We start from the raw sequence: 12,956 nt of genomic DNA, 5'->3' as shown, positions 1-12,956 counted from the left end.
ACAATTCTTCACTAAAATAAAAACGCGATTCTACAAAAAGCGTCGCATTTCGCATTAGTCACCTTTAAATGTATTTACGATTTTGTCGAATAAATCGAATTTTCTACCCTTCGTTGGAGTAATCGCAGGATCATAGAATTGGTAAGTACTTTTGCCCTTGCTTTTAGCTACGTACATCGCTGTATCCGCATTTTTGATTAGCGTATTACTGTCTTCGCCATCCTCTGGAAACATACTTATACCGATACTAGGTGAGACCGACACTTCCTGGTCGTTGATTTCGAATGACTTGGAAATATTAGCTAAGATCCGTTTAGAAATCCCTGCGACCTCCTCTTTTTCCGTTTCTTCAAACACCATAATAAACTCATCTCCACCCATCCGAGCGATTAAGTCCTCTTCACGAACGCTATTATTTAAGCGGGTAGCCACTTCTTGTAGTAATATATCACCTGAATCATGGCCTAACTTGTCATTGACCTTTTTAAAACCGTCTAAGTCAATGAAAGCGATGATCACACGATGATTGTGACGCTTTGATCGTGCCAATACCTTTTTCAAGTGTTTTTGTAAAAGGGTACGATTTGGTAAATCAGTTAAATTATCATAATAAGCTAACTGTTTTAATTTTCTTTCCAATTGCTTCTCAGCTGTTATATCTAATAACGTTCCATTAATCTTAACAACATCACCGAACGAGTCTTGGATCGGTGTTGCTTTCATATGCACCCAACGAATCTCATCATTCGGGGTAACAATCCGATGTTTCACTTGAATGCTTTTTCCTTCGTTTAATTTTTGTTCATTCTCATTAAAGATGGTTACATCTTCCTTATAAATAATTTCTTTTATTAAGTTTGGGTTCTTGTTAAACTCGGTAACCTCGTACCCGATAATGTTTTCCACACCTTTTGAAACATACATATGGTTATGAACCTTATCATAAGAAAATATCGTAATTTCAAGGCTTTTGTATAATTGTTGCAACTCTTCTTTGCTCTTTTGCAGAGAGTTATTATCCTCTTCTAATTGCTGTTTCGCTTGCAGCAAGCCTCTATTATCCTCTTCTAACTGCTTTTTGCTTTCTTCAAGAATCAAATAACGTTGATGAAGACTATCAAATCGCTTCCCTAACCACCAGGCAAACGAAACAAATAGAAGAAGTAGAGCAAATTCAAAACCGGTACCAACCGCTCCCGCTAGCCAAGCAAACACAATATATAAAACGATTACAAAACTAGTTGCCAAAACCCTCCCTTTATAGGTCATACTACTCACTCATCTTTCCATATGGTTTAATGAATATACTTTAGCACAATCTGTTTGAAAAGTAACTACAGATCAGTGATTCTTACTAAGCATTAAGAAAAAAATGCCCACGGATGATAGTACGTATTTTCACTAAATAATAAACGTCTAAACATCATTTACTAGCCACTATGCTCAACTTGTTTTTGAAATAAAAGTATTGTAAAATAAAGGTAGTACTAAAGTACCTATTGATGATTAGTCACTCAATAGAGTAAAAGAACAAGCAATGTTAAGCTTTCAAAAATATTTCTATGCTGATTTAGATTCTATTACTGGGGGTGTCTACATGTCTAATTTCCATAACACTATCAGGGTCGATGAACTCGTCAATGACCTTATCAAGCATGATGAAGAGCAATTCAATAAACATATTGAACTCACTGAGCAGCAAGTGAGGCAGCGCAGTCAACAAACGGATCATGAACTATTAACTGAACATGACGGTTTTATTGAAATGCGCAATGGCGAATTGTTCATCCGTAGCCCGAAAGAAAATGGTAGGCAACCGATATTGTGCCCCCATCCAAAGCTAGAATTATATCTAAATGGTAAAATCATAACTAGCAATACATTCGTCAAAGAACGTGATCAAATCTCTTTGAAAGTAAAACAAGGGGAGTCATTTCAAGTCACGGTTAGTAGCGACCAACTTGAAGTCTATTTAACGATACTCCCTGAAGCTTTTTTAACCTATGAATTGAAAGATAAACGGCGTTCATTACAATTTACTTTTGATGTTAAAAAAAAGAAGCATGATGTTAATATAGAACAATTTAGTTCATTAATTATCGAAGAAGTTTTCAAAAGAGGGATTCAATGCGATATCAACACAACAGCCATACTTGATGAAATTAAATCACCAACCTTCCAACCTGTAATCATTGCGGAAGGCCTTCCCATTATTGAGTCTCGAGATGCTTATATTGATACGTTCTTCCAAACAAAAATCGAAGTTTCCTATGAAGATATCAATGGAAAAATAGACTTTAAAAACAGACTAAAAATCCCGAACGTTAAAACTGGGGACGTCATTGCGAAAGTCCATGAGCCATTAGAGGGAAGAGATGGGTTAACTGTATATGGCAAAACACTTGCTGCTAAGCCACCTAAAAACATAGAGGTCCGTAGTAAAAAACGTGTAGAAATAACAAAGGATGGTCGTGCTATTGCCTTGTACCCTGGTCGTCCAACGATTACTGGTAATGTCATTAAATATTTTGATATTACAAAAACCCATGAAATCCGTGGTGATGTTGATATCAAAACCGGTAATGTTCATTTTAATGGTGATGTCATTATCCACGGAGATATCAAGGAAGACATGCAAGTCGAAGCACTCGGCAATATCTATATCAGCGGCCATGTCTATTCGGCACGTGTGATTTCGTCACAAAGTATTTATATCGCTGGTACTACCATCAACAGTACGATCATTGCAGGGCAACACGGCATTTTAATGAATGAAGTATACAAACTTATTCAAGATTTCCACTTCCAATTTACACAATTACTTAAAGCGACCGATATGATATTGGAACAGATTAAGGCACAAGACATTACCTATACAATTGGCCAAGTGATCGCTACATTGGTTGAACAAAAGTTTCATATGATCCCAGATACACTTAAAACATTTGATACCTTGATCACAGAAGCTAAAAAGCAAGGGATTGACACTCCTGTTCACCTTATCATCCTAAAACGGTCGTTACATCACTTTAGCGGCTACCATCAAATGAACGCTATTCAGTCAAAGCAAGTCATTGAAAATATTATATTTTCATTGGATGAAGTCATTCATCAAATGGAATCATCAATTACAACGGAAAGTGATATTGTTTTACACCAAGCAGATATGTCAACAATAAAGACTAATGGCACGATTAGAGTAACTGGTAGAGGAACTTTAAATTCGAACTTGTTTGCTGGACGTACAATTGCCTATGAAAAAGAAGATTCATCCATTCGTGGCGGAAAAATTGAAAGTGTTGGCTCAATCACTGCAGGAGTCATCGGCACCGACACAGGCTCAACTCCAGAGTTAATAGCTGGTGAAGAAATTAAAATGAAACAATTAAACCAAGCGCACATCAAAATTAAGAACTCAACAAAGTCCTTGTATGAACAACGAACCAACGTCACATTTTCTTATGAAAGTGCAACAAAATCAATCATCTCTTATACAACTGAAGGAGAGTCCTAAAAGGTTGTTTGATACCCTCAAGACTCTACCTGTCCTGAGGTAGCCGGTTCTATTACTCCTTGAACTAACTTCTCCCTTGAATGCACCTTATTTCTAGCGCCCTCCGCCCCTTCTCCAACATAAAAGAGCCTTAATCCGACGATCAAAGGCTCTTTATTTTATCTTCTATCATTCTAGTAGCCTCTCATTCCATCTCTTTTAAGTGATGAAAACATATGGCTTATACTTTTTCCAGTACCTCTATATTTTCATCCAAAGCTTTCACTTGGTTTGATAACTCGTCATTTAAACCTAGCGCCTCTGCTGTTGACTTATGGACTTCTTTTAAAAGCTCTGGGTTCTCCATTAGTTTCTTGCCATAAGAAGGGATCATTTCTTTAATCTTCGGCTCCCACTCATTTATTTGTTCAGGGAAGCATTTTCTGATTACTTCAAGCATAACCTGTACAGCAGTAGATGCACCCGGAGACGCACCAAGTAGCGCTGCGATTGAACCATCAGAAGCAGTAACAACTTCCGTACCAAATTGGAGTGTTCCTTTACCACCAGCTTCTGTATCCTTGATCACTTGCACACGTTGTCCTGCAACGACTAAATCCCAATCCTCACTTTTAGCATTAGGGATAAATTCACGCAACTCTTCCATACGCTGTTCTTTTGATAGCATAACTTGCTGAATCAAATATTTTGTTAAAGGCATGTTTTTGGCTCCTGCTGCCATCATCGTTACGAGATTATCTGCTTTTACGGAAGTTAGCAAATCAAGCATTGAACCATATTTTAAAAACTTCGGTGAGAAGCCAGCAAATGGCCCGAATAATAACGATTTTCTATTGTTAATAAACCGTGTATCAAGGTGCGGGACAGACATTGGAGGAGCACCAACCTTTGCTTTCCCATAAACTTTTGCGTGATGCTGCTCGACAACCTCTGGATTATTACAAGCCATAAATATTCCACTAACAGGGAATCCGCCAATGCGTCTCCCTTCAGGAATGCCGGATTTTTGTAATAAATGCAGACTTCCGCCTCCGCCTCCGATAAAGACAAATTTCGCGGTATGCCGTTCGATCGTCCCATTATTATTATTTTTAACTTTCAATTCCCACAATCCATCGCTCGTACGTTTAATATTGCTAACATCACAATTGTAGTTCATACTAACGTTCTTACTCTCTAAATGGTCAAATAACATGTTTGTGAGTGCGCCAAAGTTAACATCTGTTCCATTGTCGATTTTAGTTGCAGCTATTGGTTCTTTCGAATCTCGTTCTTCCATAATAAGTGGAATCCAATCCTTTAATTTCTTCGGATCATCAGAAAACTCCATTCCATCAAATAATGGATTATTTGACAGCGCTTCAAAACGCTTCTTTAAAAAAGATACATTTTCTTCGCCTTGTACTAAACTCATATGTGGCAATGGCATAATAAAATCTTCTGGATTATGTATCAACTTCTTGTTTACAAGATGAGACCAAAACTGCATTGAAACCTGAAACTGCTCATTAATACTTATCGCTTTAGTAATATCTACTGTTCCATCTGACTTTTCAGGCGTATAGTTAAGCTCGCACAGTGCCGCATGCCCTGTTCCTGCATTATTCCATTCATTCGAGCTTTCCTCTCCTGACTTTGGGAGCTTTTCAAATACTTTTATTTCCCAATCTGGTACTAATTCTTTCAACAGTGACCCTAAAGTCGCACTCATGATTCCGGCACCAATTAAAATGACGTCTGTTTTAGTTCCTCTGTTGCTCATTTTTATCAACCTTTTCCCCTAGAATTTTGCAGAGAAGGTGTAGGCGCCCTGCTTAGGAACCACAGCAAGCGAGGGAGCGAACCAGTCACACACCTTTTCTGGATCATATATTACCTTAATATATTGTATCACTATTTTTTAAAAATTAAAATATTTATTCACTGTTATATGATAGTTAAAGTGAATTAAAGTCTGTTATTACTTACAATGATTCATACTAATTAAGGAAATTAGTATAGCACTTATCTGGAAACCCCTATAAAACCAAGTCGGAAAGCGATTTCTAATCGGCGATATAAGTGCCATCTCTACTCATCTCGCTACTATTCAAGTCCACTATATGTTTATATCATACCATAAATAGAACAAATGAACGATGATAGGTTTAACGAGTGAGAAACAGTCAACTCATGCTTTAACCAATAATGAGAACCATTTCTGAACTGCCAGACTTACTTCATTGGCCTATAGTGATTGTCATCCCTTTCTGGGTGGAAGTGGCATAAGCGCTAATGCAAAACTTTAGGTAGCCAACTCTTCAAGAAAACCACAAGTAACAAAGTTAGCGCCCCCAGAACAAATACGTAAGAAGACATAAACGCAAAAAAACCTGCAAACATAGACCCTGTAACTACACCGAGAGAAAAACAAGCATAAAATAAGCCAAATGCTTTCCCTCGTTTTCGTTCTTTTGAGAACTCGATAACTGTTGCACTGGTGGATGGAAAAAGTAATGCAAACCCAATTCCATAAACTGCCATGGCAATGAATAAGCTCGGTAACGTAAGTGATATTGTCAACAATACTAAGGCTATACTGATAATCATAAGGCCCATCTGCATCAGGGATGATTTTTTATATTTATCAAACACCTTATTTGTAGGTAGGAGAAAAAAGAAAATCGCTACTGCTCCAAATACACTTAAGAGAATGCCTGTAGTCCGTGCATTCATATGAAGGTCCTCAATTTTTAGAGGTAACGAATAGGTGAGAATCCCCAATGTGAATAGTAATAAAAAAATCGATACATAAGCACCCATCAAAGGGCTTGTCACCCAAGAAGTCACAGCTTTAGTAGGGTAATTGTTATTTTGTGGTTCAGTCACCTTCTCCTTTTGTTCTGCTCGCTTCCCATTTGTTAAGAATACCGCAATAAATCCAAAGACAATCATAACAAAGGCGACAATATAAAATAGCCAATCAAAACCTAGCCTCTCTGTAATAATCGCCCCCATTGCAGGACCAGTGATGGCAGCAATTCCAACGGAGGCACCAGAAAAGGACATCGTTTTCCCCTTCGTTTGACGCTCATTTTGAGTCCCCAATAACGTAAAGGCTGCAGGAACGATCAAGCCACCTCCAATTCCGTGGAGAAACCGAACCAATAGTAGCTGGTAGGGATTTTCTACGATTGAGTATAGGAAGACAACAGTCCCGACTGTAAACATCCCTATGCAAAGCACCTGTTTAGGACCTACTCGATCGGTCCAAATTCCAGAAAAAACATTTCCAATGATATTAGAAAATGAATACATTCCTATGATGACCCCAACCAACAACGGGCTTGCCCCAAGACTAATTGAGAATGGGGAAATAATCGGTAACTGTGAAAAGGTATCAATAAAGGCGACCGCAATAATGATATATAGTAAGAGCAAGTTACACACCTCATCCGAAGTTAAAATTAAAATACCCTTATGGAAGTGATTTTCTAAAAAATGCAAAAGTAAACTTTCATCCTCCATCCTCATGAACATATTAAATGATACTTCTTTTAAAATAAACACTTGTTATGTACGCAGCATCTCCAAAAGGAAACATAACAAGTGGCAAGCCATAATTTCATGAGTTCGGAAATGCACTTGCTAACATTAATCTACTTTTATGAATAGGGCGAAAACACTCGTGACTTCAATCATGTGAGGTTCAAGACTTATTGATCCCCCCCTAGTGCTCTTGGGACGTGTCAAGCTTTACTGTCATAAATTGATAAGGTAAAACAGCACCATACTTTGGAGGAAAACGAATGAATCCTATGTATGCCTATCGCGCGAATCCGCAAATAACACAAAACGGACCGATGCAAGTTATTGTCATAGAGCCTTTCATATATGAAGCGCTACGCAGTCTAATTGGAAAAAGAGCCGTCCTTGATACCACACGTGGTTCCGTTAGCGGAATGGTTGTTGATGCAAAGCTTGATCATGTTGTCATTCAAGAGCATGATTCTACATTCTTTGTTCGTCTACGTGAAATCGTTTGGGTAATGCCTGAATCTTAAAACCAACCATGATTTCATTAGCTACAGCAGCTGGTGCGCTAGCAAACCATTCTGGTCTCGGTGCTACAGATTTCGATATAAACTCAAACAGACTAACCCATTTTTAATGAGTTAGTCTGTAACAACAAACCTAAAAAGCAAAAATTGGCGGGAATGAGTCCGGTTCAATACCGCCTTCACACCATCCAATTAACCGCTTAGTATAACCTCTAACTTTTTGGGGACACCCCCGTTTAACGTCCTACTTCTCTTTTACCTTGAATTGGAACACTTCTACTGTTCCCCGTGTGACTCAAAGTTATCGAGCAATGCACGCGCTTCATCTGTTGACTCTGTTGTCATCAGTTGATTTCTTAATCCACTCGCTCCTCGAAACCCTTTGACATATATCTTGAAAAAACGATGGAGGGCCTTGAACGAACGTAGCCCTAATTCCGAATATTTATCGTGGAGATCAAGATGCAAACGTAAAAGATCAAGCAATTCCTTACTGCTATGGTCTTTCGGCTCTTTTTCAAAGGCAAATGGATTATGGAAAATACCACGCCCAATCATAACCCCATCAATACCATATTGGTGGGCGAGCTTCAAGCCAGTTTGACGATCAGGAATATCCCCATTGATCGTCAAGAGTGTATCTGGTGCCACCCGGTCACGAAGTTTCTTAATCTCCGGGATCAGCTCCCAATGAGCATCTACTTTGCTCATTTCTTCTCTTGTCCGCAGATGAATGGAAAGATTAGCAATGTCTTGCTTCAATATGTGTGTCAGCCATTCGTGCCATTCGTCTACCTCCGTGAAACCAAGCCTTGTCTTTACACTTACGGGCAGTCCTCCTGCTTTTGCTGCTTGGATTAAATCTGCTGCCACTTCCGGACGACGAATAAGGCCACTTCCCTTCCCATGCCGTGCGACATTAGGTACAGGACAGCCCATATTAATATCGATACCCCGAAAGCCCAGTTTCGCCATTCCAATACTCATTTTCCGAAAATTTTCAGGCTTATCCCCCCATATATGAGCGACAATGGGTTGTTCATCCTCTGTAAAAGTCAAACGCCCGCGCACACTTTGGTGTCCCTCTGGGTGACAATAACTCTCACTGTTTGTAAACTCTGTAAAAAACACATCAGGCCTCGCTGCTTCACTCACTACATGACGAAATACAACATCCGTCACTTCTTCCATTGGTGCCAGTATAAAAAAAGGTCGTGGTAACTCACGCCAAAAATTATCTATCATCTCTAAATTCAAATCCTCTCATTATGGGTTACCCCAAGCCAACCCCTTATTCTAAGATTAGAAACAGAATGTCGCTGTTTCTTTTACACTTATACCATGCTTAAGCACTTTTTATCAAACAGACCGAAACTGGTTATTTTTTCTTTACTATCTCTGTACGACCCAAATATCTCCGCTAAAACACCCCATCATCCAGTATTCCACTATTCGGGTTAAAATAAAAATTCGCTAAAAGAGACTAAAAGGAAATTGGAGCAACACTGGACTGACAAGGGTATAACAGGAAAAAGACCCCTAAATCGCAAACGTATTTTTTACGAATTAAGGGGCATAATAGCAAAAGGTTATTTTGGGGTTACATTAAAACGAGTTGCGCCACACACTCCACATGGCTTGAGTAGTGATCGCAGATAAAAATGATGTAGTAGTGTTTACCTACATATTTCTTTAAGAGTGATTCACAAATCTAACCAGTTTTTCTGTTGAATAGTATGGTCAATGCTATTCATTAAACCATAAGAAGTTTTCAATGAAACCTAAATAGGAACCAGGATGACAACCGCTGATTCCTACCATAACGACCTAAGACTTTTCCACAAATAATTCTAATAACTCTTTGGCACTATGCACTTCTTTATCTGGTTTATAGGTAGCATTCGTCGGTAAATCTTTCTTACGATGATTCATCCAGATCGCTTGCCAGCCTGCTTGTTTTGCTCCAATAATATCTTTTTCAAAATTATCCCCGATATACACGGTTTTGGTTTGGTCAAGGTCCATTTTCTGTTCAATAAAATCAAATACTTCTCTTTTCGGTTTTGCATGACCAATCGTACCAGAAATAAACGTCATTTCTGTCGGAATCCAACGACTAAGGCTGAGCTGTTTAATTTTCATTGCTTGATGTTTTTCTTCACCATTTGTAAGAATCCCAAGCTGTTTCCCTTCTTTGTAAAGTACATTCAGTAGTTCTTCGACTTCCGGAAACAAGGTAATGTTTTGTTGTTCCGTCACATACGTCTCATGAAAAATAGTCGCTCTTTCCGTATCTATAGGGATGTTAAAATCATTACAGGCAGCCATGATTCGTCCGGTTTGCCATTCAAATTGCGATATTTCACCTGCTTCACTTTGATCAAATAAAATCTCGCTATACTTACGACTAGCTTTATATAATTGATCGATTTCTTCGTCTGAAAATGGCTCTTGAAAAAGCTTCCTCACCGTTTTATGAAAAGATTGTGCTTGATCATATAGTGTATCGTCGACATCAAAAATTATCGTATCCATTCTCATAGCCCTCCTTATGTTATGATGATATCACTTATTTACCAATTAGAGAAAACAGAGAGCCAACTCTAAAAAACCGAATAAGCCACAGCACCTAGCCTAACGAGTAGGAAAGGTGCTGTTACTAGTTCATTAAAAAAAACTCATTACTTATGATACTGTTCCCTACTATTAATACTAAACTATATTCTTTACCAATCTGTACCGATTGGTGAGAATCAGCTCTACCCAAATATCTTGGTAAACAATCCATCCTATTAGCTGTAGAGCCGAAAAATAATTTTATAAATTCAAAAACGAGCCCAATTTTGGGCTCGATTAATCAATTCCTTAATTCAAGTACCGCAACATTTTCTACATGCGTTGTATGCGGGAACATATCTACCGGCTGGACTTCTTTCGTCTTATAGCCGCCTTCTTCTAACACTTTTAAGTCCCTAGCAAGAGTTGCAGGGTTACAAGAGACATAGACGACTCGTTCTGGTTTCATTTTGATGATCGTCTCCAGTAAAGCCTCGTCACAACCCTTTCTCGGAGGGTCAACGACAATGACGTCAGGGCGGATGCCTTGGGAGTACCACCATGGCATTACTTTTTCTGCCTCACCAACTGCAAAATCAGCATTTTCTATGTGATTAAGTTTCGCATTACGTTTCGCATCAGCAATCGCTTCTGGGACGATTTCGACACCATAGACATGCCTAGCACGCTGAGCGAGGAAAAGAGAGATGGTTCCAATTCCACAATACGCGTCAATGACCGTTTCTTTTCCTGTTAATTTGGCATATTCAAGTGCCTTATCATATAAAACCTTCGTTTGTTCAGGGTTTACTTGATAAAATGAGCGAGCTGAAATCGCAAATTTGATCTCACCGATATAATCATAGATGTATTCTTCGCCCCAAAGAACAGTCGTTTCCTCTCCAAAAATCACGTTCGTCCGTTTATTGTTCACATTTTGAACGATTGACTTGACATTAGGTAGTGCCTGACGGATATCATTGATCACGTTTTTCTTATTCGGTAGCTCTTTCCCTTTTGTCACAAGAACGACCATTAACTCTCCCGTTTTATGACCATAACGTGTAACGACGTGGCGCAGTGTCCCACGGTGCTTTTGCTCATCATATGCCCGAATGTGATAGCGGTTAGCAATCGCTTTAACCGTCTGCACAACTTGATCGTTTTCTTCCTGTTGAATGAGACAGCTCTCCATATCAATGATGCGGTGACTGCGCTCTTGATAAAAGCCTGCGACTAAGCCGCCCTCCCTTTCTGCAACAGGTACTTGCGCTTTGTTGCGATAACGCCAAGGGTCGCTCATCCCTAACGTTTCATGAACAGTAACGTCCTCGAGCTTGCCGATTCGCTCCAGTACATTACTTACTTGCTTACGCTTTTGCTTAAGCTGACCTTCATAATCTAAATGCTGTAATTGACAACCACCGCATTGCTCAAAAATCGGACAAGGCGGCGTCGCACGGTGCTCACTCGATTCGGTAATTTCAATTAGTCGACCGAACCCATAGCCTTTATTGACTTTAACAACCTTCACCTTTGCACGTTCACCTGGCAAGCCTTTTGGGACAAATAAGGCATAGCCATCGATCTTAGCGACTGCGGCACCCTCATGTGTTAAATCTTCAAATACAACGTCTACCATTTCATTTTTTTGTACAGGTGCTTTTGCTTTACTCATACGATCCTTCTTCCTTTACCGTCAGTTTATCTTTCATGATTGTAGCATACTTCATATCGAACTCAAAAATAAGTGCGTAGTGGCAATAGCCATGTTTACTAAGCTTCCTTTTTACTCCCACTGGCAAGAATCTTGATCCCTCCTCCGATCAGTAGTAAACTAACGACGATCGTTTGAAAATAGCGATGATAATACGTACTGATACTTACATCTATCCAGTTGATAAACATCCTATCAAACGCTTGAATTAAGACACTGTCAAATAGATAATATGCTCCTAGTAAAAGAAGTCCAAGGCCAATCCACTTTTGTCGGTGAATAAAGTACGAAATCACCGGGATATCTTCAAGCTCCTCCTCACCGCTCTTTGAGGCTTTTTGCAACCCATCAAAAAAGCTATAAAACCAAATCAACGGGATTAAAAACAAAAAGAAGGATAACCGCAACACATCAATCACATAAATGGTTAATAAAAATGCTGCCATTAGCTGCAATCCTCGTTGCTGCAGGCCTAGGTACATATGTCCCGCGCCCGGAAATACGGCTAACACCGTTGCGACTGCTTTACTCTTTTTTCCTCCACTGCGGCCAGCCTCTAAATCTTCTAATACAGTCCGATCAACTAACACGTCTCCCTGCTGTTTTCGGTTTAACATTTGGATGGAGTCAACAATATTGTAAATCCAAATAATCGGAAGGAGCCCCATAAAGACAATAAACCCTGATTGCCGTGTTAAAAACGCCACAAAAAAGACCATTGTTGCCAATCCAAAAAAGCCAATTAAAAATGTTAATCCTCGGTTCGTCAGTCCTAACTGTAAATGTCCCAGACCTGGAATAAACGATAGTAAAATCGTTTTGAAGCGCTCTTCCTCAACCGAATCGTTTTCGTCTTCTACTGCACGATCACTAGAACTTGGTGGCTCTTTTCTAAGTTGAAAAATGACGATATCAACCATATTTATTACCCATATAAAACCTGCACCAACGCCAAGCAATAAGAGTGGCTCAATCGCTCTGAACACAAAACTAGCCCCTACGCCAACGATAAGTAAACCGAAAAACATAAAACTATACAAAAACGCACGAAAGCCTTTGTTCAAATAAAGAAAGCCAGCTCCTGGAATAAACGACAAAAACAGTGCAATTAAAGAATTCTTTTTCATTT

Annotated in this window: 9 protein-coding genes; 2 read left to right on the top strand and 7 right to left on the bottom strand. The window is 39.1% G+C overall.

Going from position 1 to position 12,956, the window contains the following annotated elements; all coding sequences use genetic code 11:
- Window positions 1-54 precede the first annotated feature (54 nt).
- Window positions 55-1,248 (bottom strand): sensor domain-containing diguanylate cyclase, encoded by a 1,194-nt coding sequence (locus tag KH400_RS07375; protein ID WP_217223466.1) that lies wholly within the window; start codon window positions 1,246-1,248, stop codon window positions 55-57.
- 349 nt (window positions 1,249-1,597) lie between these two features.
- Here KH400_RS07375 and KH400_RS07370 point away from each other — a divergent pair, with 349 nt between their 5' ends.
- Window positions 1,598-3,514 carry a flagellar assembly protein A gene (locus KH400_RS07370; RefSeq protein WP_217223464.1) on the top strand — a complete coding sequence of 639 codons (1,917 nt, stop codon included), beginning with the start codon at window positions 1,598-1,600 and terminating at the stop codon, window positions 3,512-3,514.
- A gap of 220 nt (window positions 3,515-3,734) precedes the next feature.
- Here KH400_RS07370 and KH400_RS07365 read toward each other — a convergent pair whose 3' ends face one another.
- Window positions 3,735-5,276, bottom strand: a complete 1,542-nt coding sequence (locus KH400_RS07365) for a malate:quinone oxidoreductase (protein WP_217223462.1) — start codon at window positions 5,274-5,276, stop codon at window positions 3,735-3,737.
- A 509-nt stretch (window positions 5,277-5,785) separates the two neighbouring features.
- Window positions 5,786-7,021: an MFS transporter gene (locus KH400_RS07360; protein ID WP_217223460.1), complete on the bottom strand. Its 1,236-nt coding sequence runs from the start codon at window positions 7,019-7,021 to the stop codon at window positions 5,786-5,788.
- Between the two features lie 281 nt (window positions 7,022-7,302).
- Here KH400_RS07360 and KH400_RS07355 point away from each other — a divergent pair, with 281 nt between their 5' ends.
- Window positions 7,303-7,557 (top strand): DUF2642 domain-containing protein, encoded by a 255-nt coding sequence (locus KH400_RS07355; RefSeq protein WP_246589432.1) that lies wholly within the window; start codon window positions 7,303-7,305, stop codon window positions 7,555-7,557.
- A gap of 273 nt (window positions 7,558-7,830) precedes the next feature.
- Here the strand turns inward: KH400_RS07355 and KH400_RS07350 are convergent, their stop codons facing one another.
- The 4 genes from KH400_RS07350 to KH400_RS07335 all read right to left on the bottom strand — a co-directional run bounded on the left by KH400_RS07350 (window position 7,831) and on the right by KH400_RS07335 (window position 12,954).
- Window positions 7,831-8,799 carry a tRNA dihydrouridine synthase gene (locus KH400_RS07350; RefSeq protein WP_217223459.1) on the bottom strand — a complete coding sequence of 323 codons (969 nt, stop codon included), beginning with the start codon at window positions 8,797-8,799 and terminating at the stop codon, window positions 7,831-7,833.
- Between the two features lie 582 nt (window positions 8,800-9,381).
- Entirely contained in the window at window positions 9,382-10,089 is a 708-nt protein-coding gene (locus tag KH400_RS07345; protein ID WP_217223456.1) for an HAD family hydrolase, read from the bottom strand.
- A gap of 322 nt (window positions 10,090-10,411) precedes the next feature.
- Window positions 10,412-11,788: a 23S rRNA (uracil(1939)-C(5))-methyltransferase RlmD gene (rlmD, locus tag KH400_RS07340; RefSeq protein ID WP_217223454.1), complete on the bottom strand. Its 1,377-nt coding sequence runs from the start codon at window positions 11,786-11,788 to the stop codon at window positions 10,412-10,414.
- Between the two features lie 98 nt (window positions 11,789-11,886).
- Window positions 11,887-12,954, bottom strand: coding sequence for a hypothetical protein (locus KH400_RS07335; protein WP_217223452.1), 1,068 nt, complete (start codon window positions 12,952-12,954; stop codon window positions 11,887-11,889).
- Between the last annotated feature and the right edge of the window lie 2 nt (window positions 12,955-12,956).

The sequence above is a fragment of the Desertibacillus haloalkaliphilus genome, assembly GCF_019039105.1.
Lineage (GTDB): Bacteria > Bacillota > Bacilli > Bacillales > KJ1-10-99 > Desertibacillus > Desertibacillus haloalkaliphilus.
The sequence above is the reverse complement of the archived record's forward strand: the minus strand, read 5'-3'. Positions and strand labels throughout refer to the sequence as shown.